The organism is Cellulomonas humilata, from assembly GCF_013359775.1.
GTDB classification, from domain to species: domain Bacteria; phylum Actinomycetota; class Actinomycetes; order Actinomycetales; family Cellulomonadaceae; genus Cellulomonas; species Cellulomonas humilata.
This window is the reverse complement of sequence record NZ_JABMCI010000070.1, coordinates 438,987-463,053: the sequence shown is the minus strand read 5'-3', so window position 1 is coordinate 463,053 and position 24,067 is coordinate 438,987. Positions and strand designations below refer to the sequence as shown.

The 24,067-nt window shown below is 73.1% G+C and carries 34 protein-coding genes; 19 read left to right on the top strand and 15 right to left on the bottom strand.

The genetic code is table 11. From position 1 onward, the window contains the following. Positions 1-45 precede the first annotated feature (45 nt). Together HP550_RS19320 and HP550_RS19315 are read left to right on the top strand one after the other, a co-directional pair. Complete coding sequence (locus tag HP550_RS19320) at positions 46-378, top strand: ArsR/SmtB family transcription factor (RefSeq protein WP_175349284.1); 333 nt, start codon at positions 46-48, stop codon at positions 376-378. Next, positions 369-1,004: a cation diffusion facilitator family transporter gene (locus HP550_RS19315; protein ID WP_175349283.1), complete on the top strand. Its 636-nt coding sequence runs from the start codon at positions 369-371 to the stop codon at positions 1,002-1,004. The genes HP550_RS19320 and HP550_RS19315 overlap by 10 nt, the downstream gene beginning before the upstream one ends. Here HP550_RS19315 and HP550_RS19310 read toward each other — a convergent pair. Beyond that, the gene (locus HP550_RS19310; RefSeq protein ID WP_175349282.1) at positions 1,001-1,870 is read right to left on the bottom strand and encodes an alpha/beta fold hydrolase; all 870 of its coding nucleotides are present in this window, start codon (positions 1,868-1,870) and stop codon (positions 1,001-1,003) included. The genes HP550_RS19315 and HP550_RS19310 overlap by 4 nt on opposite strands. Positions 1,871-1,890: 20 nt before the next feature. Then, positions 1,891-2,475, bottom strand: coding sequence for a TetR/AcrR family transcriptional regulator (locus tag HP550_RS19305; protein ID WP_175349281.1), 585 nt, complete (start codon positions 2,473-2,475; stop codon positions 1,891-1,893). Positions 2,476-2,587: 112 nt separating this feature from the next. Here HP550_RS19305 and fabI point away from each other — a divergent pair, with 112 nt between their 5' ends. The 3 genes from fabI to HP550_RS19290 all read left to right on the top strand — a co-directional run bounded on the left by fabI (position 2,588) and on the right by HP550_RS19290 (position 5,280). Further along, the gene (fabI, locus tag HP550_RS19300; RefSeq protein ID WP_175349280.1) at positions 2,588-3,355 is read left to right on the top strand and encodes an enoyl-ACP reductase FabI; all 768 of its coding nucleotides are present in this window, start codon (positions 2,588-2,590) and stop codon (positions 3,353-3,355) included. Between the two features lie 83 nt (positions 3,356-3,438). After that, positions 3,439-4,893, top strand: a complete 1,455-nt coding sequence (locus HP550_RS19295; RefSeq protein WP_175349279.1) for a nitronate monooxygenase — start codon at positions 3,439-3,441, stop codon at positions 4,891-4,893. 75 nt (positions 4,894-4,968) lie between these two features. Beyond that, positions 4,969-5,280 (top strand): DUF2249 domain-containing protein, encoded by a 312-nt coding sequence (locus tag HP550_RS19290; protein WP_175349278.1) that lies wholly within the window; start codon positions 4,969-4,971, stop codon positions 5,278-5,280. Here the strand turns inward: HP550_RS19290 and crcB are convergent. Genes crcB through HP550_RS19275 form a run of 3 tightly spaced genes read right to left on the bottom strand, consistent with a single transcriptional unit; the run spans position 5,277 to position 6,561 of the window. Beyond that, on the bottom strand, positions 5,277-5,642 hold the full coding sequence (gene crcB, locus HP550_RS19285; RefSeq protein WP_175349277.1) for a fluoride efflux transporter CrcB: 366 nt from the start codon (positions 5,640-5,642) through the stop codon (positions 5,277-5,279). The genes HP550_RS19290 and crcB overlap by 4 nt on opposite strands. After that, entirely contained in the window at positions 5,639-6,049 is a 411-nt protein-coding gene (locus tag HP550_RS19280; protein ID WP_175349276.1) for a CrcB family protein, read from the bottom strand. The genes crcB and HP550_RS19280 overlap by 4 nt, the downstream gene beginning before the upstream one ends. Further along, positions 6,046-6,561, bottom strand: coding sequence for a universal stress protein (locus tag HP550_RS19275; protein ID WP_175349275.1), 516 nt, complete (start codon positions 6,559-6,561; stop codon positions 6,046-6,048). The genes HP550_RS19280 and HP550_RS19275 overlap by 4 nt, the downstream gene beginning before the upstream one ends. Positions 6,562-6,613: 52 nt before the next feature. On the opposite strand from HP550_RS19275, the gene HP550_RS19270 reads away from it, so the two are divergent. Beyond that, the gene (locus tag HP550_RS19270; RefSeq protein ID WP_175349274.1) at positions 6,614-7,261 is read left to right on the top strand and encodes an NADPH-dependent F420 reductase; all 648 of its coding nucleotides are present in this window, start codon (positions 6,614-6,616) and stop codon (positions 7,259-7,261) included. Positions 7,262-7,315: 54 nt separating this feature from the next. Here the strand turns inward: HP550_RS19270 and HP550_RS19265 are convergent, their stop codons facing one another. Both HP550_RS19265 and HP550_RS19260 read right to left on the bottom strand, forming a co-directional pair. Further along, complete coding sequence (locus tag HP550_RS19265) at positions 7,316-8,107, bottom strand: hypothetical protein (RefSeq protein WP_175349273.1); 792 nt, start codon at positions 8,105-8,107, stop codon at positions 7,316-7,318. 28 nt (positions 8,108-8,135) lie between these two features. Next, the gene (locus HP550_RS19260; protein WP_175349272.1) at positions 8,136-8,924 is read right to left on the bottom strand and encodes a DUF6345 domain-containing protein; all 789 of its coding nucleotides are present in this window, start codon (positions 8,922-8,924) and stop codon (positions 8,136-8,138) included. A gap of 121 nt (positions 8,925-9,045) precedes the next feature. On the opposite strand from HP550_RS19260, the gene HP550_RS19255 reads away from it, so the two are divergent. Genes HP550_RS19255 through HP550_RS19245 form a run of 3 tightly spaced genes read left to right on the top strand, consistent with a single transcriptional unit; the run spans position 9,046 to position 10,897 of the window. Beyond that, positions 9,046-9,750 carry an SAM-dependent methyltransferase gene (locus HP550_RS19255; protein ID WP_175349271.1) on the top strand — a complete coding sequence of 235 codons (705 nt, stop codon included), beginning with the start codon at positions 9,046-9,048 and terminating at the stop codon, positions 9,748-9,750. Further along, positions 9,750-10,565, top strand: coding sequence for a class I SAM-dependent methyltransferase (locus HP550_RS19250; protein ID WP_175349270.1), 816 nt, complete (start codon positions 9,750-9,752; stop codon positions 10,563-10,565). The genes HP550_RS19255 and HP550_RS19250 overlap by 1 nt, the downstream gene beginning before the upstream one ends. Next, a complete protein-coding gene (locus HP550_RS19245) occupies positions 10,562-10,897 on the top strand; it encodes a hypothetical protein (RefSeq protein ID WP_175349269.1) in 336 nt (111 codons plus the stop codon). The genes HP550_RS19250 and HP550_RS19245 overlap by 4 nt, the downstream gene beginning before the upstream one ends. On the opposite strand, the gene HP550_RS19240 is transcribed toward HP550_RS19245, so the two are convergent. Beyond that, a complete protein-coding gene (locus HP550_RS19240) occupies positions 10,894-11,541 on the bottom strand; it encodes a response regulator (RefSeq protein ID WP_175349268.1) in 648 nt (215 codons plus the stop codon). The genes HP550_RS19245 and HP550_RS19240 overlap by 4 nt on opposite strands. Continuing rightward, positions 11,538-12,758, bottom strand: a complete 1,221-nt coding sequence (locus tag HP550_RS23130) for a histidine kinase (protein ID WP_175349267.1) — start codon at positions 12,756-12,758, stop codon at positions 11,538-11,540. The genes HP550_RS19240 and HP550_RS23130 overlap by 4 nt, the downstream gene beginning before the upstream one ends. Positions 12,759-12,881: 123 nt before the next feature. On the opposite strand from HP550_RS23130, the gene HP550_RS19230 reads away from it, so the two are divergent. Next, positions 12,882-13,934 (top strand): NAD(P)-dependent alcohol dehydrogenase, encoded by a 1,053-nt coding sequence (locus HP550_RS19230; protein ID WP_175349266.1) that lies wholly within the window; start codon positions 12,882-12,884, stop codon positions 13,932-13,934. A gap of 267 nt (positions 13,935-14,201) precedes the next feature. Further along, positions 14,202-14,918, top strand: coding sequence for a YqjF family protein (locus tag HP550_RS19225; RefSeq protein ID WP_343048276.1), 717 nt, complete (start codon positions 14,202-14,204; stop codon positions 14,916-14,918). 6 nt (positions 14,919-14,924) lie between these two features. Here HP550_RS19225 and HP550_RS19220 read toward each other — a convergent pair whose 3' ends face one another. Next, positions 14,925-15,116: a helix-hairpin-helix domain-containing protein gene (locus HP550_RS19220; RefSeq protein ID WP_175349265.1), complete on the bottom strand. Its 192-nt coding sequence runs from the start codon at positions 15,114-15,116 to the stop codon at positions 14,925-14,927. A gap of 44 nt (positions 15,117-15,160) precedes the next feature. Between HP550_RS19220 and HP550_RS19215 the strand changes: the two genes are divergently transcribed. Beyond that, the gene (locus HP550_RS19215; RefSeq protein ID WP_175349264.1) at positions 15,161-15,991 is read left to right on the top strand and encodes a DivIVA domain-containing protein; all 831 of its coding nucleotides are present in this window, start codon (positions 15,161-15,163) and stop codon (positions 15,989-15,991) included. A 63-nt stretch (positions 15,992-16,054) separates the two neighbouring features. Here the strand turns inward: HP550_RS19215 and HP550_RS19210 are convergent, their stop codons facing one another. After that, positions 16,055-16,786: a PadR family transcriptional regulator gene (locus tag HP550_RS19210; protein ID WP_175349263.1), complete on the bottom strand. Its 732-nt coding sequence runs from the start codon at positions 16,784-16,786 to the stop codon at positions 16,055-16,057. Between the two features lie 138 nt (positions 16,787-16,924). Further along, entirely contained in the window at positions 16,925-17,374 is a 450-nt protein-coding gene (locus HP550_RS19205; RefSeq protein ID WP_175349482.1) for an SDR family NAD(P)-dependent oxidoreductase, read from the bottom strand. 138 nt (positions 17,375-17,512) lie between these two features. On the opposite strand from HP550_RS19205, the gene HP550_RS19200 reads away from it, so the two are divergent. Further along, positions 17,513-17,881, top strand: a complete 369-nt coding sequence (locus tag HP550_RS19200) for a YciI family protein (RefSeq protein WP_175349262.1) — start codon at positions 17,513-17,515, stop codon at positions 17,879-17,881. A 34-nt stretch (positions 17,882-17,915) separates the two neighbouring features. Here HP550_RS19200 and HP550_RS19195 read toward each other — a convergent pair whose 3' ends face one another. Together HP550_RS19195 and HP550_RS19190 are read right to left on the bottom strand one after the other, a co-directional pair. Then, positions 17,916-18,311, bottom strand: a complete 396-nt coding sequence (locus tag HP550_RS19195; protein ID WP_210768272.1) for a VOC family protein — start codon at positions 18,309-18,311, stop codon at positions 17,916-17,918. After that, positions 18,311-18,598, bottom strand: a complete 288-nt coding sequence (locus HP550_RS19190; protein ID WP_343048274.1) for an ArsR/SmtB family transcription factor — start codon at positions 18,596-18,598, stop codon at positions 18,311-18,313. Before HP550_RS19190 ends, HP550_RS19195 begins: the two co-directional genes overlap by 1 nt. Before the next feature lie 110 nt (positions 18,599-18,708). Between HP550_RS19190 and HP550_RS19185 the strand changes: the two genes are divergently transcribed. The 6 genes from HP550_RS19185 (at position 18,709) to HP550_RS19160 (ending at position 22,660) form a co-directional block, all read left to right on the top strand. Further along, positions 18,709-19,071 carry a YciI family protein gene (locus HP550_RS19185; RefSeq protein ID WP_175349261.1) on the top strand — a complete coding sequence of 121 codons (363 nt, stop codon included), beginning with the start codon at positions 18,709-18,711 and terminating at the stop codon, positions 19,069-19,071. Next, complete coding sequence (locus HP550_RS19180) at positions 19,068-19,418, top strand: YciI family protein (protein ID WP_175349260.1); 351 nt, start codon at positions 19,068-19,070, stop codon at positions 19,416-19,418. The genes HP550_RS19185 and HP550_RS19180 overlap by 4 nt, the downstream gene beginning before the upstream one ends. 80 nt (positions 19,419-19,498) lie before the next feature. Beyond that, complete coding sequence (locus HP550_RS19175; protein WP_175349259.1) at positions 19,499-19,903, top strand: YciI family protein; 405 nt, start codon at positions 19,499-19,501, stop codon at positions 19,901-19,903. Beyond that, complete coding sequence (locus tag HP550_RS19170; RefSeq protein ID WP_175349258.1) at positions 19,900-20,130, top strand: YciI family protein; 231 nt, start codon at positions 19,900-19,902, stop codon at positions 20,128-20,130. The genes HP550_RS19175 and HP550_RS19170 overlap by 4 nt, the downstream gene beginning before the upstream one ends. Further along, positions 20,127-21,560: an RNA polymerase sigma factor gene (locus HP550_RS19165; protein WP_425484467.1), complete on the top strand. Its 1,434-nt coding sequence runs from the start codon at positions 20,127-20,129 to the stop codon at positions 21,558-21,560. The genes HP550_RS19170 and HP550_RS19165 overlap by 4 nt, the downstream gene beginning before the upstream one ends. Before the next feature lie 158 nt (positions 21,561-21,718). Continuing rightward, positions 21,719-22,660 carry a hypothetical protein gene (locus tag HP550_RS19160; RefSeq protein ID WP_175349256.1) on the top strand — a complete coding sequence of 314 codons (942 nt, stop codon included), beginning with the start codon at positions 21,719-21,721 and terminating at the stop codon, positions 22,658-22,660. Between the two features lie 74 nt (positions 22,661-22,734). Here HP550_RS19160 and HP550_RS19155 read toward each other — a convergent pair whose 3' ends face one another. Continuing rightward, a complete protein-coding gene (locus tag HP550_RS19155) occupies positions 22,735-23,982 on the bottom strand; it encodes an Nramp family divalent metal transporter (protein ID WP_175349255.1) in 1,248 nt (415 codons plus the stop codon). Positions 23,983-24,067: the final 85 nt, after the last annotated feature.

Here is a 24,067-nt window from a genome sequence, read left to right as displayed (position 1 = left end):
CATCTACGCAAGCACTGAATACACGATCGGCTGTACTCTCGCCGGATGGAGACAGTGACCCTCACGCACACTGCCGCGCTCGCGCGGCTCGGGCACGCGCTCTCGGACGAGACCCGCACCCGCATCCTGCTCGTCCTGCGCGAGGCCCCGGCCTACCCGTCCGACCTCGCGGACGCGCTCGGCGTCTCCCGTCAGGTGATGTCCAACCAGCTCGCCTGCCTGCGCGGCTGCGGGCTCGTCGAGGCGGTCCCCGACGGCCGGCGCACCTGGTACCGGCTGGCCGACGCCCACCTGGCCCCCGCCCTCGACGACCTGCTCCGGCTCGTCGTCGCCGTCGACCCCTCCTGCTGCGGATCGGACGGGTGCACATGCTCCTGACCCGACGCACGGTCCTGCAGCGGCGCATCCGGTGGGTCGTCGCCCTGACGATCGCCTACAACGTGGTGGAGGCGGTGGTCGCGCTGGTCGCCGGGCAGATGGCGTCGTCGTCGGCTCTCCTGGCGTTCGGGCTCGACTCGGTGGTCGAGGTCTTGTCGGCCGCCGCGGTCGCGTGGCAGTTCGCGGCACCCGATCCCGAGAGCCGCGAGCGCACCGCTCTGCGACTGATCGCCTTCTCGTTCTTCGGGCTCGCCCTCGTGGTCACCCTCGACTCGGTGCGGACGCTGCTCGGCGGCTCGGAGCCGGAGCCCTCGACGGTCGGCATCGTGCTGGCCGCCGCGAGCCTGGTGATCATGCCGCTGTTCTCGTGGTTCGAGCGCCGGACCGGTCGCGAGCTGGGCTCCGCCTCGGCGGTCGCTGACTCGAGGCAGACCCTGCTCTGCGCCTGGCTGTCCGGCGTCCTGCTGGCGGGTCTCGTGCTCAACAGCACGCTCGGGTGGACGTGGGCGGACCCGCTCGCCGCGCTGGTGATCGCCGGGTTCGCGGTGCGCGAGGGCCTCGAGGCGTGGCGCGGGGACGCCTGCACCGTGCCGGTCAGCGCCCTGCTGGAGTCGGACGGCGACTAGCCGGTCACGTGCGCGACGATCCGCTTGATCGTCTCGTCGTCCCGCAGGATGCGGCGGTGGCCCAGCCCGTCGCTCACCACCAGCTCCGCACCCGGCCACGCGCGGGCGATCCGGACGCCGTCCGCGTGGTCGGCCTCCTTGTCGGCGCGGTCGCTCAGCACGAGCGTCGCGGGCAGCGGCCGGCCGGCGTTGGCGGCCCGCACGGGGATGTCGAGCTCCGCCAGCCGGCGGCCCGCCACCTTCTCCATGCGGACGACGAACCGGTGCCGGGTCCGCTCGCTGAACCCCAGGGTGTGCGCGAAGCCGACCGTGTAGGTGGACGGGTCGGCCAGCGGCGTGACCAGCACGAGGCGCTCGGTCGGCGTCCCGTCCAGGACGGCGAGCGCGCTCGCGGCCGCGCCCATGGAGTGGCCCACGACCGCACGGGCCGGACCGTGCGCGTCGATGACCGTGCCGAGCGCCGCCATCATCTCGGGCAGGGTCGTCCGCCGACGACCGAGGGCGCCGGGGCCCGAGTCGCCGTGCGCGGGTGCGTCGTACGCGACCACCCGCAGCCCCGCTGCGACGAGCGGCTCGACCAGGGAGCGCAGCTGCCCGCGGTGCCCGCCCCAGCCGTGCACCAGGTAGACGGTCGGCCCGTCGCCCCAGACCTGCCCGGCGATCGGTCCGGTGCGGAAGGCGGCGCCGCCGGGGATGGCCGCGGGGTGCTTCGCGCGCGCCGGGGTGCACCAGAGCCGCAGCGCGCCACGGGCGACGAGCTCAGGCGCCACGCGGTCGAGGGCGCCCACCGCCGCCCGGACCAGCGGCGGAACGGGCGGGAGCTGTGTACGAACGGTCGTGCTTTTTTCAGTCGACAGCTGGGTCATTTCGGGTCTCCCAGAAGAAGTCAGCGGAGGAGGAACTGCAGCAGCCGCTCGAACGCGAAGCGGGTGTGCGGTTCGGCCGCCGGGTCACGCAGCAGCCGGAAGGCGTGGAAGTGCGCGAGCATCAACCCGTGCAGGTCGTGCGCGAACTGCTCGGGCGCCAGGTCGTCGCGGAACGCCCCGTCCTTGGCGCCGGAGCGGTAGACCTGCGCGAGCGACTCGGCGAGGTCCCAGTGGTCGCGGACCAGCTGGTCGCGGACCGGGCCGGGCTGGTCGTCGAACTCCGTGGCCGCCGAGACGAACAGGCAGCCGGCCGCGCCGGAGGACGACGTGGTGAGCCACTTCTCGAACAGGGTGCGGACGCGCTGCTCCCCGCGGGGTGCCGCGAGCGCCGGACGGATCACCTGGTCGACGAAGTGCTGCCGCGCGCTGGCGAGCACGGCCAGCTGGAGCGCCTCCTTGGACCGGAAGTGCGCGTAGAGGCCGGACTTCGACAGGCCCGTGGCGGACGCGAGCGTGCCGATGGTCAGGCCGGCGACACCAAGGCGCCCGGCGATCTCGACCGCCTGGTCGATCACCGCCTGACGCGTGTCGTCTCCCTTGCCCATGGAGTATGAATAGCACGATCGTGCGGTCCCGCGCATCTACCACGTCCCCCGACGGGGTCATCCGGCCGGACGACCCACGGCACCCGTCCCCCCGGGCGATACCGTCGACGCCATGGCGCTGCTCGACAGCAAGACGATCCTCGTGACCGGTGTGCTCACCGAGGGCTCGATCGCGTTCCACGTCGCCCGGCTGGCCCAGGAGCAGGGTGCCCAGGTGGTGCTCACCTCCTTCGGGCGCCAGCAGCGGCTGACCGAGGCCATCGCCCGACGCCTCCCCGCACCGGCACCGGTGGTCCGCCTCGACGTCACCTCCGCCGAGGACCTGGCCGCGCTGGCGGGTGCGGTGGGCGAGCACGCCGACCGGCTCGACGGGGTGGTCCACTCGATCGGCTTCGCGCCGCAGGCCGTGCTGGGCGGGAACTTCCTCGGCGGAGAGTGGTCCGACGTGGCCACGGCACTGGAGATCTCGGCCTACTCGCTCAAGTCGCTCGCCGTCGCCGCACAGCCGCTCATGGTTCGGGGCAGCTCGCTGGTGGGCCTGACGTTCGACGCGACCGTCGCGTGGCCGGTCTACGACTGGATGGGCGTGGCCAAGGCGGCGCTGGAGTCCACGTCCCGGTACCTCGCCCGCGACCTCGGGCCCCACGGCATCCGGTGCAACCTCGTCGCCGCCGGCCCGATCCGGTCGACCGCGGCCAAGGCGATCCCCGGCTTCGAGGCCATCGAGGGCGGCTGGGACGCCCGGGCACCGCTCGGCTGGGACGTCGGCGACGCCGGTCCGACGGCCCGCGCGGTGGTCGCCCTGCTCTCGGACTGGTTCCCGGCGACGACGGGCGAGATCGTGCACGTCGACGGCGGCGTGCACGCGATGGGGATGTGACAGGGGCCGTTGGTCCCGGCTCGACGCCGCACCCTTCACCTACGGTTGCGTAACTTACGCTCCCGTAGGTCTGGAGAGGTTCGATGCCGACACCCCCGCCACTGACGTCCCTGCGGCGCGCGCTGCCGACGATCATCCAGGGCGGGATGGGCGTCGCCGTCTCGTCGTGGCGGCTGGCCTCGGCGGTCGCCCGGCGCGGGCAGCTCGGCGTGGTGTCCGGCACCGCGCTCGACCTCGTGCTGGCCCGCCGCCTCGAGGACGGGGACCTCGACGGTTCGGCCCGCCGCGCGATGGCCGCGTTCCCGGTGCCGGCGATCGTCGAGCGCGTGCTCAAGCGGCACCTGCGCCCCGGCGGCCGGGCGGTGGGCGTCGCGTACACGCCGGTCCCCCGGCTGAGCCTGCGCCCGGGACGCGCCGTCCAGGAGCTCACCGTGCTGGCCAGCTTCGTCGAGGTCTGGCTGGCCAAGGAGGGTCACGACGGCCCCGTCGGCATCAACTGCCTGGAGAAGGTCCAGATGGCGATGCCCGCCGCGGTGTACGGCGCGATGCTCGCCGGGGTCGACGCGGTGCTCGTCGGTGCCGGCATCCCCCGCCACCTGCCGCACCTGCTCGACGAGCTCGCCGCCAACCGCCCCACCCAGCTGCCCGTCGACGTCGCCGGCGACCCGGGCGGTGACCACGTCGTCGCGATCGACCCGCCGGACCTCCTCGGCCCCGACCTGCCGGCCCTCGACCGTCCGTTCTTCCTCGCGATCGTGTCCAGCGAGGTCCTGGCCGCCTACCTCACCCGCGACCCGGCCATCCGGCCCGACGGGTTCGTCATCGAGGGCCCCCGGGCCGGCGGTCACAACGCGCCGCCGCGCGGCCGCCCGGTGCGCGACGAGCGCGGCCAGCCGGTGTTCGGCGACCGTGACCAGGCTGACGTCGGCAAGGTCGCCGCGGTCGGGCTGCCGTTCTGGCTGGCCGGCTCGCTCGGCACGCCCGAGGCGGTCCGCGAGGCCCTCGCCGCCGGCGCCACCGGCGTCCAGGTGGGGACCGCCTTCGCGCTCAGCTCCGACTCCGGCCTGACCGACGAGCTGCGCGAACGCCTCCTCGCCCTGCTGCGCACCGGTGACCTGGAGGTGCTCACCGACGGCGACGCCTCGCCGACGGGCTTCCCGTTCAAGGTCGCCCAGCTGACCGGGACGCTCTCCGACCCGGCGATCCGCAGCGCCCGGCCGCGGCTGTGCGACCTCGGCTACCTGCGCTCCCCGTACCTCAAGGGCGACGGCAAGGTCGGGTTCCGCTGCCCCGCCGAGCCGGTCGCGATGTACGTCAAGAAGGGTGGCTCCGAGGAGGACACCGAGGGTCGGGCATGCCTGTGCAACGCCCTCTCGGCCGACGTGGGCCTCGGCCAGACCCGGCCGGACGGGCGCGAGGAGGAGGCCCTGGTCACCCTCGGGACCGACCTCGACGGCGCCGGCCGCCTGGCGGACCTGCACCCCGACGGCTGGTCGGCGGACCAGGTGCTCGACTGGCTCCTCGAGCCGGCCCTGTAGAGCCCTTGGTCCCGGTCGCGCGCCGGGGTCCGACGGATACTCGGTGAGCGCCCGTCACCGACCTCGGAGGACCCCATGACCACGCAGCACGTCGAGATCTCGACCGCCACGCCCGCCCCGGCCGAGCAGGCCCACGTGTGCGGCTGCGGGCACGCGACCGACCAGGAGATCGTGCTCGACGTGCACAGCCTGCCGCGCCCGATCCGTCACGCGGCGATCCGCGGCGCGTTCAGCGCGATCCCGGTCGGTGGCTCGATGGTGCTCGTCGCGCCGCACAAGCCGCTCCCCCTGCTCGCGCAGCTGGAGCAGGACGCCCCCGGCGCGCTGGCCGTCGAGTTCCTGGTCGACGAGCCCACCGAGTGCCGGGTGCGCCTCACCCGCGTCTAGGCAGCCATCAGGGCGACGCCCAGCGCGGCCGCCCCGAGGCAGAGCAGCACCGAGCCGACCGCGTTCGCGGTCGCTCGGCGCAGCTCGCCGGCCTGGATCAGTCGGACGGTCTCCACCATCGCGGTCGAGAACGTGGTGTACCCGCCGCAGAACCCGGTCGCGGCCACCACCAGCCACGTCGAGCCGAGGCCGTGGTACAGGTGCGCGCCGTTGAGCAGCCCGATGAGGAACGACCCGGTCACGTTGACCACCAGGGTGGCCAACGGGAAGACCCGGCTCCAGCGGGTGCGGACCGAGCCGTCGACGACGAACCGGGACGCGGCGCCGATGCCGCCGAAGACGGCGATGAGCAGGACGGTCATCGCACCCGCCGGGACCCGAGCGCGACGCCCGCGAGGCACGCCAGCAGCCCGAGGACCACGCTGAGCGTCCCGTAGGCCGCGCTCAGGGCCACCTGGTCGGCGGCGATCAGCCGCTCCATCTCGAGGGCCAGGCTGGAGAACGTGGTGAACCCACCGAGCACCCCCGTGCCCGCGCCCAGGCGTACCAGCCGGCCTCGTCGGGACTCCTGACCGTGGCGCAGCAGCGCCTCGAGCAGGACGCCGAGCAGGAACGACCCGAGCACGTTGACGACGAACGTCGCCGTCGGCCACCCGGCGGCGGACGTGCCCAACCACTCGGAGACCGCCCAGCGGGCCGTCGTCCCCACCGCTCCGCCCAGCGCCACGACCGCGACGAGCCTCGGATCGAGGTGCGGGGGTCGGGTCACGGATGGTCCTGCGGGACGATCGTGACCGGCAGCGGCTGCGTGTGCGCCAGGTGCCCGGCGGTCGAGCCGCCGATGAGGTGGTTCATCCAGCCGCCGAGGCCGGGGCGGCGGCTGCCGACGACGATCATCGAGGCGCCCGTCTGCCGCCCGACGTGCGCCAGCTCCCGCGACGCCTCGCCGACGGTGTAGACGAACCGCCACGGCACGTCGATGCCCGCGAAGTTCCGCTCGACCTCCGCGGCCGTCGACGTCTCCGCGGCGACTTCGTCCTCCCGCTCGTCGACGTGGTCCGGGTCCAGCGGCGTGGTGACCAGGGTGCCGTCCGGCTCCCGCGCGACGAACGTGCGGGCGGCGTCCGACCACACGCAGACCAGGGCGGCGCCCATCGCGCGGGCGAGGTCCGCCGCCCGGTGCACGACCGCCGGGGACTGGCCCGGGATCACCCCGACGACGACAGTCGGACCGCCCGGCGTCGGCACGCCGTGCCACGCGTGCGGTGCGGAACGGGTCACCCGCCGAGGCTACGCGGGAACACCGGTCGGGCCGCGGAGGTTGCGATGACCCATGACCACTATCGGATTCATCGGCGCAGGCCACATCGGCGGCACGCTCGCCCAGCTCGCGATCTCGCACGGCTACGACGTCGTCGTCAGCAACTCCCGGGGACCGGAGACACTCACCGACCTGGTGGAGCAGCTGGGCGACCGCGCCCGCGCGGGCACGTCGGCCGAGGCCGCCGCCGCCGGGGACGTCGTCGTGGTCACGATCCCCACCAAGAACGTGAACGACGTCCCGGTCGAGCAGCTCGCCGGCAAGGTCGTCATCGACACCAACAACTACTACCCGCAGCGCGACGGCCAGATCGAGGCGCTCGACAACGAGTCCACGACAGTCTCGGAGCTGCTCCAGTCGCACCTGCCGGCGTCGCACGTGGTCAAGGCGTTCAACCACATCATGTTCAGCGACCTCGCCACGCAGGGCGTCCCCGCCGGCACCCCGCAGCGCCGGGCGCTGGCCGTGGCCGGCGACTCCGACGAGGCGCGCGCCGCCGTGTCCGAGCTGATCGACGAGCTCGGCTTCGACGCGGTCGACGTCGGCCCGCTGGCGGAGGGCTGGCGCTACCAGCGCGACACCGCGGCCTACGTGCAGCGGTTCGACGCCGACGGCCTGCGCGCCGCCCTGTCGAAGGCCGTGCGCTACCGCGACATGTGACGCAGAAGTACCGGACGGCCTGCGCTCCCCTCGCCGCGCAGGCCGTCCGGTGGCTCAGCGGGTGGCCGGGACCCTGACCAGCTGCTTGGGCCCGTCGTTGCCGTACTCGTCGGACGGGTGCCCCAGCTCCACGAACCAGCTGGGCTCCAGCAGGTCGGCTCCGCCCTCGTAGGGCGCGGCCCAGTACGCCAGCACGCTGGACACGACCGACAGCTTCTCGGTCCGGCCCGCGCGGTGCCGCGCGGCCTCCAGCACCCGCTCGAGCACCTCGCCCTCCTCGACCAGCTCGGCCTCGCGGTACAGCTCGACGGCGTCCCAGGTGGTCGCCATCAGGCGCAGCGGGCGGTCGTCGTCGAGGAACGTGGCGTTCACGCCCGCCCGCGGACCCGTCACCGGGATGCCGTCGAGCGTGACCCGGGCGCGCACGTCGGTCTTCACGGCGAACCGCGTCCGCTCCTTGCCGTCGAACCGCACGGCGTGGGTGACGATCGCGTCGATGCTGGACTCCAGCCGCACGCCGTCGATCCGCGCGACCGCCGGGCCGAGCCCGTACCGCTCGGTGAGCTCGGAAGCCACGCTGACGGCCTTGTCGGCGGGCAACGGCTCCGCGGGGTCCTTCTCCGGGTCGGTGGCGGCGACACCGCGGGCGAGGTCGACGAGGGTCGTGACGCCGGCCAGCCGGTTGCCGGGCCCGCCGTGCACGAGCGTCGCCTCCTTGCCGACGACGGCGTACGCCTCCTCGGTGCGCACGACGTCGCCGTCGACGCGGAACGCCTCGGCGAGCGCGCGCAGGCGCTCGTCGTCCAGGGCAGCAGGTCGCACGCGGGCGACCGAGATCGTGGTCATGACGGTTCCTCTCGAGAGTCGGGGGTGCTCAGCAGGCGTGCGGGATCCAGGTCCACGAGAACCAGGAGCCGCCGCGGTGCGGGTCGGCGCTGACGAACCCGTGGTCGTGCAGGAAGTCGGCGCCGGTGTTGGTGCCCGGGGCGTTGGCGTAGAGCACCGCCGACTCCACCCAGCTGGGCTGCGTGAACTCCGCCATCCAGAACCACGCGTCGATCACGCGCATGGGGTGGCGCCCGATGAGGAACTCCGGGATGCCGTACATGGCCGTGAGCCAGCGTCCGTCCATCGCGGAGGCGAACGCCCGCCCCGGGTTGGCCAGGTCGAGGCTGGTGGTGGTGAAGCTGAGGATCGCGTGCAGGCCCTCGAAGGCGTCGGCCCACCGGTCGAACACGTCCCGGTTGGCGCCCTGCTGGACCGCGTCCATCTGCAGCGTGTTGCAGACCTCCAGACCCAGCCACTCCAGGTCGCCGTGGCCCAGACGCAGGTCGCCGTCGTTGCCGGCCGACGTCGAGGTGAAGTCCCCCCGCACCTGCGAGTCGTCCGGCACGTCGCTGCGGAAGTAGAAGCCGCTCGGGCTGCCGTGGCCCGTGAAGTAGACGATGTCCGCCTGCTCCACCCACTGATCGGCGTGGCCACCGCGGGCGTTCGCCTTGAAGTCGTCCTCGAACGCGTTCCCGTCGCCCCAGTTGAAGATCCCGGTCCCGCTGTCGTGGTTGCGCAGCTCGTCCCAGAACCCGCCCGCGTCCTCGTGCTCGTGCGTCAGCGGATTGAGGTTGTTGTACGCGTTGATCCACTCCGTGCCGATGCCGTACGACATCGCCATCCCCCTTCGTCGCCGGACCTGTCACCTGGGAAGAGAGGCGCTGCGGGGTGGTGATACGCACGCGGCGGGTCATATCTGCTCGCTCGCGTGCGCGCCCGGTCGTACCGTCCGGCTCATGGACCTGCCCCGTCACCACACGATCCGCGAGACCAGCCACCGGATCATCGACCCGTTCACCGACCACCAGCTGGCGACCCTCGGCCGCGCGCTGCGCCTCGATCCCGGCGCCACCGTGCTCGACCTCGCGTGCGGGAAGGGCGAGCTCCTGTGCACCTGGGCGCGGGACCACCAGACGGTCGGCACGGGGGTGGACCTGAGCACGGTGTTCGTCGCCGCGGCCCGGGAGCGGGCCACCTCGCTGAACGTCGACGTGACGTTCGTGCAGGGCGACGCCTCCTCGTACGTGGCCCACGAGCCGGTCGACGTCGCGTCGTGCGTCGGGGCGACGTGGATCGGCGGCGGAGTCGTCGGCACCCTGGAGCTGCTCGGGCGGTCCCTGAAGCCCCGCGGCATCGCGCTGATCGGCGAGCCGTTCTGGCGGGCCGGGCCGCCGAACGAGTTCCTGTCCCTGCCCGACCTGGTCCGGCAGCTCGGCGACGCCGGCTGGGACCTGGTGGAGATGGTGCTGGCCGACGAGCACAGCTGGGACCGGTACGTGGCCGCGCAGTGGCTGAACATCCGCCGGTTCCTCGACGAGCACCCCGACGACGAGCTGGCCCCGGCCTTCCGCGAGGAGCTGTCGACGGGGCCGCTCGACTACGTGACGAACCAGCGCCCGAACCTGGGCTGGGGCGTCTTCGCGCTCATGCGGCGCCCCTGATGGACCCCTCGGCGGTGCGCGCCTACTACGCCTCGAAGAGCGAGCACGAGCGGGACCGGCTCCTCTCCCCGGAGGGCCTGCTCGAGCGCGTGCTGACCACCCGCCTCCTCGAACCGCACCTCGGTGCGCCCGGCCGAGCGCTCGACCTCGGCGGCGGAACCGGACCGTACTCGGTGTGGCTGGCCGAGCTGGGCTGGGAGGTCTCGCTGGCCGACCTGTCCCCTGAGCTCCTCGCGATCGCCGAGTCCTCGCTGCCCGCCGGCACCGTCCAGGAGGTCGTCGAGATCGACGCCCGGGACCTGTCGCGCTGGGCCGACGGGACGTTCGACGCGGTCCTCTCCCTCGGGCCGATGTACCACCTGACCACCGCGCACGACCGCGCGCTCGCCGCCTCCGAGCTGGCCCGCGTCACGCGTCCCGGCGGGGTCGTCGCCGTCGCGCTCATGCCGCGGTACACCTCCGTCCGGCGCGTGCTCTCGCTCCCCGACGAGCGGTGGCAGCTGGCCGACCCGGCGTTCGTCGACCGGCTGCTGGACGAGGGCGTCCTGGAGAACGCGGTGCCCGGGCGCTTCACGCACGTGTACGGGGTGCAGCCGACCGAGGTGTGCCCGTTCTTCGAGTCGCACGGGTTCTCGTCGCTGCTGCTGGCGTCGACGCACGGGTTCCTCACCGGCGTCGAGGACGGGCTCGAGGGGCTGCGGGTCGAGCACCCCGCCGCGTACCTCGGTCTGCTGGACCGTGTGGTGGCCCTCGCGTCGGACCCCGGCACGCTCGCGACCGCCGGCCACCTGCTGTACGTGGGGCGCAGGGCATGAGGCGCGCCCGGGCCGTCGTCGTCGCGCTCGTCGCGCTCGCGGGCTGCGCAGGTGCTCCTGACGAGCCCTTCCCGACCACGCTCGACGCGACGTTCTCGCTGTACACGCACTGCGGCATCCACGAGCTGACCTACGACGGCGGCTGGTACGTGCGGCAGGGCGGCCGGCTCGACGACGGCTCGGGCAACCCGCCGGTCGGCTGGGACAACCCCACCCAGGCGGGGACGCTCACCGTGACCGGCGACGAGGCCGTGTTCACCGACGCCGCCGGCCACGAGGAGCACTTCGTCCTGCGGCCCGGCGCGGACGAGCCGCTGGAGCTCTGCTCCTAGACCCCGACGAGCCCCGACTCGTAGGCCGCGATCACCAGCTGGACCCGGTCGCGGCAGCCGAGCTTGCGCAGGGCCTCCGACACGTGGGACTTCACGGTCGGCTCGGCGATCCACAGCTCCGCACCGATCTCCGCGTTCGACAGCCCGCGGGCCACCGCGCGCAGGATCTCCAGCTCGCGCGGGGTCAGGTCCGCGATGCCCGCCATCGGCGCGGGCACCGGTGCGCGCGCGGTGAAGTCCTCGACCAGCCTCCGGGTGACCGTCGGGCCCAGCAGCATCGACCCGTCCGCGACCATCCGCACCGCCTCGACCAGCCGGGCCGCGGTGACGTCCTTGAGCAGGAAGCCGCTGGCACCCGCGCGCAGGGCGTCGTACACGTACTCGTCCAGGTCGAACGTGGTGAGGATCAGGACCCGGGTGGCCGGGTGCTCGGCCGTGATGCGGGCAGTGGCCGCGATCCCGTCGAGGTGCGGCATCCGCACGTCGACCACTGCGACATCGGGCTTCTCGGCCGCGACCAGCGCCAGCAGCTCGCGGCCGTCGTTCGCGGCGCCGACCACCTGCAGGTCGGGTGCCGACCCGAGGATCGCGGCGAAGCCCAGCAGGACGACGGGCTGGTCGTCGGCGACGACGACGCGGGTCACCGGGGCACCACGGGCACCTGGATCTCCAGCACGAACTCCTCGTCGTCCATCACGGCCGTCATCGTGCCACCCAGCGCCTCGACGCGTTCACGCATCCCGATCAGCCCGCGCCCCGGCTCGGCGACGCGCTCGGCGGGGTTGGTCATCCGGAAGCCGACCGCGCCGTTCGCCTGCATCCGGCTCAACCGCGCGGTCACCCCGGGCGCGTGCCGACGGGCGTTGGTCAGCCCCTCCTGCACAGCCCGGTACAACACGTAGCCGGTGGCCGGCGGGACGTCGCGCCACTCCCCGTCGAGGGTGACCGCCTGGCCCGCCGCGACCGCGCTGGCCACCAGGTCGTCGACGTCGCACGCGGTCGGCTGCGGGGTGCGCTCGCCCTCGTCGGACGTGCGCTGCAGGACGACGAGCACCTGGCGCAGCTCGGTGAGGGCCTCGCGGGCGTCGGTCGCGATGGCGGCCAGCACCCCGCGGGCGTCGTCGTTCAGGTCCGGGTGGACGAAGGGCGCCGACTCCGCGCGCACCGCGACCAGCGACACGTGGTGGGCGACGACGTCGTGCAGGTCGCGGGCCAGCCGGGCGCGCTCACCGGCCAGGGACTCGACCACCAGTGCGTGCTGCTCCGTGACGTGCGCGGCGGCGTGCCGGGCGCTCGACCGGTACCCGGCTCCTATCGCCGCCGAGATGCCCACGGCGGAGGCCATCACCGTGAGGTACACGACGAACACGACTGCCTGGAAGCCGGCGCTCGTCCCCGAGCTGACCAGCCCGATCGGGAGGATCGCCTCCGCGTCGGACGCGCAGTACCAGGTGATGATGAGGACGGCCACGACGAACGGCAGGACCGCCCGCCGGATCCCGTCGAGGGCGGCGACCACCGCCACGGCCACGGTGCCGAGCCACCAGCCCCACACGAACCACCCGGTGAACGGCACGAGCACCCACGGGGCCACCGTCAGCAGCGTCGCCCAGCCCGGGGACCGTCGCGCGAGCAGCACACCTGCGACGACGCCCACCCCCGCGGCCAGGGTGAGGCTCTTCGAGACCGTGACCCAGGCCGGGTCGCCGCTCTGCGAGCCGGCGAGGAAGCTCGGTGTGATCACCAGGAAGCCGCCGACGATCGCCGCGAAGACTGCAGGTGTGACCCACGGGCGCCACTCGGCGACGGGGGCGACCGGGCGACCGTGGTTCACCTGCGCGAGCGGCGCGGCTGTGGTCATGGCGACATCGTGACCTGTGCCCGGGTCACGGCGCCTCAGCCGCGCGGCGGAGATCGGACTCCACCTCCCGGATCGGGCCATGATGTACCCAGCACACGCCCGCCCATCCCGAGGAGTCCCGCTGTGTCCCTGACCGTCCCCGCCCTGCTCACCCCCTCCGCCGGCGCCCCGTTCGAGCGCGGCACCGTCGAGCGCCGTGAGCTGGGCGAGCACGACGTCCTCATCGACATCGCGTACGCGGGCATCTGCCACTCCGACATCCACCAGGCGCGCGAGGAGTGGGGCAGGGCGATCTTCCCGATGGTCCCCGGGCACGAGATCGCCGGCGTGATCTCCGCGGTCGGGTCCGGCGTCACCACGCACCAGGTCGGCGACCGCGCGGGCGTCGGCTGCTTCGTCGACTCCTGCCGCGAGTGCGAGATGTGCCTGGCGGGCGAGGAGCAGTTCTGCCTGAAGGGCAACGTCGGCACCTACAACTCCAAGGCCTACGACGGCACCCCCACCTACGGCGGCTACTCGACGCAGATCGTCGTCGACGAGAGCTACGCCCTGCGCATCCCCGAGGGCATCTCCCTGGACGTCGCCGCCCCGCTGCTCTGCGCCGGCATCACCCTCTACTCGCCCCTGAAGCACTGGGGTGCCGGACCCGGCACGAAGGTCGCGATCGTCGGCATGGGCGGGCTCGGGCACATGGGCGTGCAGCTGGCGCACGCGCTCGGCGCCGAGGTCACCGTGCTCAGCCAGTCGCTGTCCAAGCAGGCGGACGGGCTCGCCCTGGGCGCCGACCACTACTACGCGACGAGCGACCGGCAGACGTTCCGCGACCTGCGCCGCTCGTTCGACCTGATCATCAGCACGGTCGGCGCGGACATCGACGTCGACGCGTACCTGTCGCTGCTGCGGTTCGAGGGGTCGCTGGTGTTCGTCGGGCTGCCCGAGAACAAGCAGGCGTTCCGCGTCTTCTCGCTCACCGCGGCCCGTCGGAACCTGTCCGGGTCCAACATCGGCGGGATTCGCGAGACCCAGGAGATGCTCGACTTCTGCGCGGCGCACGGGATCGGCTCGGTCGTCGAGACCATCACCGCCGACGACGTCGACAAGGCCTACGACCGCGTCGTGAACAGCGACGTCCGCTACCGCTTCGTCATCGACACGTCCACGATCCCCGCCGGCTGACGTACGGCGCCGCGCCCGGCCGCAGGTGACGAGTGCGGCAGTTTCCGACGAGATCGTGAGTTGCAGCTGCCGATCTCGTCGGAAACTGCCGATCTCGTGCGCCGGGGCGGTCAGGCGTGGGCGCCGACGACCTGACGGGCGATCGGCTCGACCATCTACTCCGTCTGGTACCTGGGCCTGCTGGTCCTCGGCGTCACGCTGCTGCGCTCCCCGTCCCGCACGCCCGCTGACCACGCCTGACTCCGGCGCGGCACCTACCGTGGGCGGGTGGACCCCATCCAGGCCGTCGCGCCCCCGCTGCGTGGGCGGGTGATCCTGTCGCAGGACTGGGTACGGGTCAGCTTCCTGCACTGGCGGGTGCCGTCCGACACCGTCGCGCCGCTGCTTCCCGCGGGGACCCGGCCCGACGAGTTCGACGGCAGCTCCTGGGTGGGGCTCATCGCGTTCCGGATGGAGCGGTTCACGCTCGTCCCCGGACCTGCGCTGCCGTACATCGGCGACTTCCCCGAGATCAACGTGCGGCTGTACACGGTCGACGACGACGGCCGGCGCGGGGTCCTGTTCCGGTCGCTGGAGGCCTCCCGGGCGGTCACCGTGCTCGGCGCGCGGACCGTCATGAACGTGCCGTACCAGTGGGCGCGGATGTCGATCCGGCGATCCGACGATGCCCTCGACTACCGGTCGACCCGGCTCACCGGCGACCGGCCCTCGTCGCGGATCGTCGTGCGGCCGTCGTCGGACGTCGTCGCCGACGACCCGATGGCCGACTTCCTCACCGCACGCTGGGGCATGCACACCGTCCTGCGCGGGCGGACGCGGTTCGTGCCGAACGAGCACGAGCCCTGGCCGTTGCGGCGGGCGAGCCTGGTCTCGCTCGACGACGAGCTCGTCGCCGCGGGCGGTCTGCCCAGGGTGGCGTCGCGACCGCCGGACTCGGTGCTGTACTCGCCGGGGGTGCACGCGCGGTTCGCGATGCCGCTGTAGCCCTGATCAGTCGGTCGCGGCCAGCGTCTCGCGCAGGACCAGGATCGCCTTCGGGCCGACTCCGTGCAGCCGCAGGAGCTCGTCGAGGTCCACGCCACGGACGTCGTCGAGCGTCGTGATGCCCGCCAGCGCCAGCGCACGGGTGGCAGGTGCGCCGATGCTGCGCGGCAGCGGGGTGGGCGTCGTCGACTCGGCCATGGTCCCGATCCTCCCACCGCCGTTCAGGTGAACGAGCCCCGTCGATGGCTCGGGCGTGCGTCATCATCGTCGCCATGCTCTCCGCCGACGACGTGCTGCAGGCGCGGTTCGCCGCCACGAAGTTCCGCCCCGGGTACGACCAGGTCGAGGTCGACGACCTGCTCGACCGGGTCGCCGATGCCCTGCGGACCGGGGGCGACGTGGCCGACCTCGGCTCGGTCCGGCTCACGCAGACCCAGTGGCGCGAGGGGTACGACATCGCCGAGGTCGACGCGTTCCTCGACGAGGCCCGCGTGAGCCTGGCGGCACCCCGGCCTGTGGTGCCCCCCGGGCAGGTCGACGAGCCTCCCCGACCGCGGCCGACGGGCCTCGCCCTGGTGCGGACGGTCCTGGTGTCGATGCTCGTCGGCGAACCGCCCGAGGGACCGCCGCGCCCGATCCGACCGTCCCGAGCCGCTCGCGCCTCGGCCAAGCGCGTCATGGTCACCCGCGACGGCGTCGCGTGGCGAGCGCGGGGCGGGCGCGAGGGCCGGCTCGCTGTCGCGGAGATCGCTCGGGTCGCCACGATGCGGCTCGAGTACGCGAGCAGCAGCAGCTCCGGACCGCTGGTCGGCTACGCCCTCGTCGTCGACCACGCCGGAGGCGTGCGCCTCCGGGTCTCGCACCCGCAGAAGTCGTCGTCTGACTTCTGGGAGCCGCTCGGCGTCCCCGTCACGCAGGAGCGGTTCGTGATGGGCCGACCCAAGGACGCTCGTCGACGGTGGCCCGAGGCGTTCTCCTGGTTCCACGCCTACCCGTTCGTGACGGTCACGCTCGCCGCGGTGGGCTGGATGCTCGTGGTCGTCCCGGTGCTCGACTGGGTCTACGGCGTCTAGGTCGACGTCGGACACGCCGAGGCACCCCGCAGCGGGTGCTGCGGGGTGCCTCGGAGTGGTGGGTCAGTCCTGCGGCGTCGCCTCGCCGGCCAGGATCAGGTACAGGTCCCGGCGCGCGCGGTCGAGGACCTCGAGCGCCTTGGTCGCCTGCTGGTCCGTGCCGGTGCGGGCGACCTGGTGGGCCGCCGCGCCGAGCGCCTCGAGGGCACCGCGCAGCGCGCGACCCGGGGAGGCGGGCCGGTTCGCGGCGTCCTCCCACGGGCTGCCGAGCTGCTCGGCGTTCTCGGTGACGTAGGTGCCACCGGCCTCGGTGAGGGTGGCCATCTTGCGGCCGGACTCGGCCGTGATCGCCACCAGGCCCTCGTCCTCGAGCAGGTTGAGCGCCGGGTAGATGGCGCCCGGGCTGGGTCGCCACGTGCCACCCGACCGCTCGCCGATCTGCTGGATCAGCTGGTAGCCGTGCATCGGCTCCTCGGCGAGGAGCAGCAGGATCGCGGCGCGGATGTCACCCCGACCGGCGCGACGGCCGGGGCCGCGGCCACCGGGACCGCCGAAGCTGCGCGGTCCGCCGGGGCCGAAGCCGGGACCGCCGAACCCGCGACCGCGGTGCTCGTGGTGCTCGTGCGGGAAGGCGCCGCGGGGTCCGCCGCGCCGGGGGTCGAAGCCCTCCTCGTAGGGGGCCTCGGGGAAGTCGCCGCGTCGGCGACGGTTGCGGCCGCGCTGCGCGGTCGGGTCGGAGGTGTCGAACGAGGGGCCGGCGAAGCGGCCGTCGGGGTGAGAGTGAGGGTGTCGCATGGGAGTGTCTCCTCGAGGCTGTGGTCCGCCGGGCCGGTGCGGCCCTGTCGCGGATCCGGGAGGTCTCGCGATCTCGACCGGGTGACTCAAAGATATATCGTCGATAGATCTTTGACAACCCCTAGCGATACCTCGCTCTCAGAGCCGAGCGAGGACCGCCCCGCCGTGCACCCCGAGCACCTGGCCGGTGGTCCACCCCGCGTCCGGCGATGCCAGGTAGGCGACCGCCGCGGCGATCTCCTCCACCGTCCCCGGCCGGCCCATCGGCACCCGCGCCAGGCGCCGCTGGAACTCGGCGTCGTCGAGCCTGCCCGCCCAGAACTCGGTGTCGGGCACGAACCCCGGCGCGACGGCGTTCACCGCGATCCCGTCAGCGGCCACCGCGGCGGCGGTCCCGGTGACCCACGAGTTGATCGCGGCCTTGGCGGCGCCGTACGAGCCGGCGCCCCGCAGAGCGGCCACGGAGCTCATCGCGACGATCCGCCCACCCGGCCGCGGCATGGCCGGCAGCAGGGCCTCACCCAGCAGCACCGTGGTCAGCACGTTGAGGCGGAACTCCTCGATCCACACGTCGGCCTTCGCCGCCAGACCGGCGCCGCGGGACGATCACCACGTCGTCCGCAGTCCTCATCGGTCCACCGAATCACCGCCGTGCGACTCTGTCGATCGGGATCTGCGACGTGCGTCATGCCACGACGAACCGACGACCAGCACGAGAGGACGGCCATGACGACCACCGAGTACATCGTGGCGCTGTACGGCGACCAGACGGTCTGGCACGGCGACGGGGCCCCCGACCGCCTCCCGGGCCACCGGGTGCACGAGGAGTTCGGACGCGCCTGCGCCGACGGCGGGCACGTCATCCACGACAGCGCCGAGCTCCACCACTCCGTGTCGCGGGTGGTGCGCCTCCGAGACGGCCGGATCTCGGTGACGGACGGGCCGTTCGCCGAGCTCACCGAGGTCCTCGCGGGCTTCTACCGGATCGCGACCGATGACGTGGACGGGCTGGCCGCCCTCGTCGGCGAGCTGATCCGCGGGACCGGCGAGGTGGCGGAGATCCGGGAGTCGATCGCTCCTCCGGAGGGCCTGTGACGGCTGCGACCACCCCTCGCGCGGACCCTGCGGCTCACCCCTGGTGCTGCGCGAGCTGGATCAGGTTCCCGCAGGTGTCGTCGAGGGTCGCGACGATCACCGGCCCCATGTCCGTCGGCGGCTGCACGAACCGCACACCGAGTGCCGTGAGCCGCTCGTACTCGGCGGCGAGGTCGTCGACCCCGAACGACGCGGCCGGGATCCCGTCCTCGACCAGCGCCGCCTTGTACGGGCCGACCGCCGGGTGGCTGCTCGGCTCCAGGAGCAGCTCCACGCCGTCCGGGGCCGCCGGCGACACGACGGTCAGCCAGCGGTCGTCGCCGCCGAGCGGGATGTCGTTCTTGGGCACGAAGCCGAGCAAGCCGGTGTAGAAGTCCAGCGCCTTGCTCTGGTCGTCGACGAACACGCTGGTCACGGTGAGGTGGATCATCAGGACTCTCCTTGGTCGGGGGCGGGCCAGCGCGCGGTGATCTCACGCAGGGGCCCGGTGTCGAGGTGGTGGAACTTGTAGCGGCCCTCGCGGCGGACCGTGACGAGCCCGGCCTCCTGGAGCACGTCGAGGTGCTGCGAGACGGCCTGGCGCGTGGACCCGAGCCCGTGCCGCATGGTCAGCCGGGTGCACAGCTCGAACAGGGACTGCCCGTCGCGCTCCTGGAGCTCGTCGAGGATCGCGCGGCGCGTGGCGTCCGCAAGGGCCTTGTAGATGTCGGCTGCCACGCCTCTTGTATAGGCAAGCAGTCACTTGCCTGTCAAGGGGTGTCGATTTCCGGAACCCTCGCGCGTCATCACCCCGACCGGCACAGTGGACGCATGAGGGAGATGACGACATGACCAACCGGTGGATAGTGCTGCTCTGGGGCGACGAGGACTTCTGGGAAGGCGCGTCGCCCGAGACCCAAGAGCGCATCATGAACGAGCACCAGGCGTACTCCGACGCGTGCGACGAGCGCGGCTACAAGATCCTCGGCGGCGAGGAGCTGGGCTTCTCCAAGAACGCAGTCACGGTGCGCGCCGACGGCGCCACCCTGGCCATCACCGACGGCCCGTACGTGGAGCTGGCCGAGCACCTCGGCGGCTACTACGTCATCGAGACCGACGACGTGCAGGGCCTCGCCCGGCTGACCGGAGAGCTGCTTCTCACCGACGGCGGCGGCATCGAGCTGCGGCCCGTCGTGGTGCACGACGCATGAGCGCCAAGACGTTCGTCCTCCTCATGTACGCCACCGAGGGCGACTGGGACGCGGCCGACGAGGCGACCAAGGCCGAGTACTACCGGCAGCACGGCGACTACGACGACCAGGCCGCCGACTTCGGCGTGACGTTCCTGGCCAGCGAGGCGCTCCAGTCGGTGACCACGGCCGTCACCCTGCGGCGGTCCGGCGACGACGCGGAGATCACCGAGGGCCCTTTCGCCGAGACCGTCGAGCAGCTCGGTGGCTTCTACCTGGTCACCGCGCCCGACCGGGACGCCGTGCTGCGGCACGCGATGCTGCTGCCCGAGTACACGATCGAGGTCCGCGAGATCGCGCAGATGTGAGTGTGTCGATCCCGGTGCGACCCGCTCGTCATCGGGGCAGCGGGACGCACCGGGCGTCCTCCCACCTCCTAGGAGACGACATGGCCGAGTTCACCGTGGTGCTCCACCGCGACGACGCGCACGACGCGCAGCTGACCGACGAGGAGCGCGCACGTGCGTGGGCGGCCCACCTCGGCTTCCAGCAGCACTGCGCAGAGCAGGGCTGGGAGATCGTCACGACGCGCGCCCTCGGAGCGGCCTCCCGGGGTCGGTCGCTGCGGTCCGACGGCCGCGCCGGGGTGGTCGTCACCGACGGCCCCTACGCCGAGACCGCGGAGCAGGTGGCGGGGTTCTACCTGGTCGCCCGCACCTCGCTGGGAGCGCTCACCGAGGCCGTCAGCGCGCTGGTGCTCAACGGGGAGTCCGTCGAGATCCGACCGACCGTGCGGTTCGTCGACGGTGTCCCCGTGGACGGGATCGACGCGGTCTCGGCGCCGGCGTCGTGAGGTTCGTCGTCCTGGCGTTCGACGACGCCCTGCTGCCCGCCGGCGGCCTCACACTGGGCTCCGTGGACACGGCGACCTCGGTGCAGGACCGCACCCTGCGGGACGGCGCGTTCGAGGGCCCGACGTCGGCGCTGACGGGCATCCAGGTGCTCGACGCACCCGACCTGGACGTGGTGCTGGAGTCCCTCCCCCCGACCGGCACGTTCGAGGTGCGACCCGCTTGGTGACCCCTGCCGACTCCGCCCTCGCCGACGCCTGGCGCGACCACTGGTCCCGGCTGATCGGCCTCCTCATCGGCCAGTTCGCGCGCCCCGACCTGGCGGAGGACGCCGTCTCCGACGCGTTCGAGTCGGCCGCGCGGCACTGGCCGGTGGACGGGGTCCCGACGAACACCGGCGCGTGGCTGCTCACGGCCGCGCGCCGCCGAGTCCTCGACCGCCTGCGCTCGGAGGCGGTGCAGCGACGGAAGGAGCCGTTGATGGTGGTCGACGACGAGATGCGTGCCGCCGCCGCAGCAGCCGTCGACCCCGGCGCCCACGTGGCCGACGAGCAGCTCCGGCTGATCTTCGCCTGCTGCCACCCCGCGATCGCGCCCGACGACCGCGTCGCCCTGACCCTGCGGTTCGTCGTCGGCCTCACCACCACCGAGATCGGCCGGCTCCTGCTCGTCCAGGAGTCCACCATGGCCGCGCGGCTGACCCGCGCGAAGAAGCGGCTGGCGTCCTCCGGCATCCCCTTCGCGACTCCCGCTGCAGCCCGGCTGGACGAGCGCCTGGACGTCGTCGCGACCGTCGTCTACCTGGCCTTCACGTCCGGGTACCACCCCGGCGAGGGCGCGGTCCCGCTGCGCGTCGACCTCGGCGACGAGGCCATCCGGCTGCTGCGCGTGCTCGACGGCCTGCTCCCCGGACGCGCCGTCGTCCGCGCCCTGCTGGCGCTGCTGCTCCTCCAGCACTCCCGCCGCGACACCCGCCTGGACACCGCGGGGGCGCTGGTCCTGCTCCCCGACCAGGACCGCTCCCGCTGGCACCGCGACGAGATCGCCGAGGGCGTCGCGCTGCTGGAGTCGCTGGCCGCCCGTGGGGCCGGCTGGACCGCTCCCGCTTCCGACGCCGCCGCCCCTGCGGGTCGCTCAGCGCCTGCGGGTGCAACCGCGACCGCGGACCCCACCGACTCCGCGGATAGCTCGGCGCCGTCGGGTCGTGGCGCGGACCCAGCGGCTCGCGAGCCTGCGTCGCCGCTGGCCGACGCGCCCGCCCCGGGCCACCAGACCCGTCTCGCGACCGAGTACCGCCTCCAGGCCCTCATCGCCGCCGAGCACGCGACCGCACCCACCTCCGCAGACACCCGCTGGCCCGTCATCGCCAACCTCTACGCCCAGCTCGAGGCCCTCACCGGCTCGCCGGTCGTCCGCCTGGCCCGCGCGGTGGCGGTGTCGGAGGCGTCAGGCCCGGAGGCAGGTCTGCAGCTGCTGGAGGGCCTCGACGACGCCCTCCCCCGCCACCACCGAGTCCCCGCGGTCCGCGCGGAGCTCCTCGCCCGGGCAGGCCACCGAGAGGCAGCCGCCGACGCGTACCGCGCAGCCCTGTCCCTGGTCACCAACCCGACAGAGCGCACCTACCTCCAGTCCCGCCTGACGTCCCTGGGCCGCCGCTGACTTCGTGAGTTCCCGTCGACTTCGTGAGCCACACCAGCCGAACTCGACTGCAACTCACGAACTCGCCGATCCGCCCACACCGACGCTCGCCGGGTGGGCCGTCCACTGGTCGCGGCATCCCGTGCCGGCACCGTCCCCCGCGCGGCCAGCCTGGCGGGATGCCTCGACGAGCCGATGACCGCTCCACGCCCGACAGCCTCAAGGTTCCGGCGGTGCGCCTCGCCAGGAACAACGACCCCGCCGTCGTCCGACAGCGACATCGCTCCGGCGAGTGGGAGCGGATCAGCCGAGGCACCTACCTCGCCGGTGCACCCGGGCCCGATCGTCTCGCCGATGTGGCTCTCGGCCGGATCATCGGTCTCCATCGGCGACTCCAGGTCCCGCACTGGTTCAGCCACGAGTCGGCGGCCCTGCTCTGGGGCTTGGACCAGTGGGTCGCTCCTCGCACCACGCACGTGATCCAGGAGTACAGGACGAGCTCAGCAGGTGACCCTTCGGTGACCCGGCACTTCACCAGGACGTCCGACGACGAGCTGACGATGCGCCGAGGGCTGCCCGCCACCACCCTCGAGCGGACGGTGGTCGACTGCGCAGCCAGCCTCGCTCCGCTGCACGGACTGGTCATCGCCGACTCCGCGCTCCGCTGCGGCGCCGACGCCACGCGCCTGACCGAGCTGCTCGCCGCGCGGCGGGGCGACCGCGGCATCGTTAGGGCGCGCGCTGTCGTCGGGTTCGCCGACGACGGCGCCGAGTCACCTGGCGAGTCCGCGACGCGCTTCATCGTCCTGCGGGACGGCCTCCCCGTCCCGACGACCCAGATCCCCGTCGCCACGCGCCTCGGCACGTTCTGGGCAGATCTCGGCTGGCCCGAGTGGAAGCTGCTGCTGGAGTACGACGGTCGTTCGAAGTACGCGGACAGCTCCACGGAGGTGTTCATGCGGGAGAAGCGACGGCACGACGCACTCGTCGAGACCGGGTGGCGAGCTCTCCGCGTGACGAAGGAGGACCTCCGCGGCACGCTGCTGCTCCGTCGGCTGCTCCCCCTGATCCCGTCTCGCCTGGCCGCGACGCTGCGGCGACGACCAGAGTTGAGTTCGTGAGTTCCAGCCGAGTTCGGTAGGTGCAGCTCACGAACTCGACTGAGACTCACGAACTCACGGCCCGGCCCCCGCCGTCAGCCCAGTAGGAGGAGGGCCAGCAGCGTCACGTTCAGGGCGACCACCAGCGCCACCACCAGGACCAGGGTCGCGTGGAGCCACGGGCCGTTGCGGTGGTCGCCCATGACGGTGCGGGAGCGGGTCAGGGCGACCAGGGGGATGACCGCGAACGGGATGCCGAAGCTGAGCACCACCTGCGACAGGACCAGGGTCCAGGTGGCGTCGGCGCCGATCGCCAGGAGCACGATCGCGGGGATCAGGGTGACCACGCGGCGGACCAGCAGGGGGATGCGGCGGTGGATCAGGCCCTCCATGATCGTCGCGCCCGCGTACGCGCCGACCGAGGTGGAGGCCAGGCCCGACGCCAGCAGGCCGATGGCGAACGCGATGCCGATGCCGATGCCCAGCGCGGCGACGATGGCGTCGTAGGCGCCGGGGATCGAGTCGGTGCCGGGGACGCCGCGCAGCCCGGACGCGGCCAGCAGCAGGAGCCCGATGTTCACGATCCCGGCGACCACCAGCGCCGCGCCGACGTCCCACCGGGTCGAGCGCAGCAGCCCGTGCAGGGCGGACCCGGAGGCGCGGCCGTGCCGGTCGCGGACCAGGGCCGAGTGCACGTAGATCGCGTGCGGCATGACGGTCGCGCCCAGCATCGAGGCGGCGAGCAGGACCGAGTCGGTGCCGTCGAACCGGGGCACCAGACCGGAGAGGATGCCTCTCGCGGACGGGGGCGAGACGAACAACCCGGCCAGGAACCCGATGCTGATGATGGCGAGCAGGGCGACGATGACGTACTCGAACCGCCGCTGCCCGTACCGGTTCTGCGTGGCCAGCAGCAGCATGGACACGACGCCGACGATCAGCCCGCCGAGCGGCAGCGGGACGCCGAACAGCAGGTTCAGGGCGATCGCGCCGCCGACCACCTCGGCGATGTCGGTGGCCGCCGCGACCACCTCGGCCTGCGCCCAGAACGCCAGCCGCGGCCCCCGCCGCATCCGCTGCCCGAGCACCCCCGGCAGCGAGTCGCCGGTGACGAGCCCGAGCTTGGCGGACTGGTACTGGACCAGCACGGCCATCGCGTTCGCCGCGACGAGCACCCACAGGAGCAGGTAGCCGTACCGGGCGCCGGCGGTGAGGTTGGCGGCGACGTTGCCCGGGTCGACGTACGCGATGGCGGCGACGAACGCCGGTCCGAGCAGCAGCGGGGCACGACGACGCCGTGGCGTCCCGACCTGGACGGCGTCGTCCGTCGCGCTGCTGACCATGCTCCACCTCAGAAAGTTCGGACTACCGAACTCATGCTAGCGGACACACGGAACCTGCGGCGCAACGACATGACGAGGCGCGCGC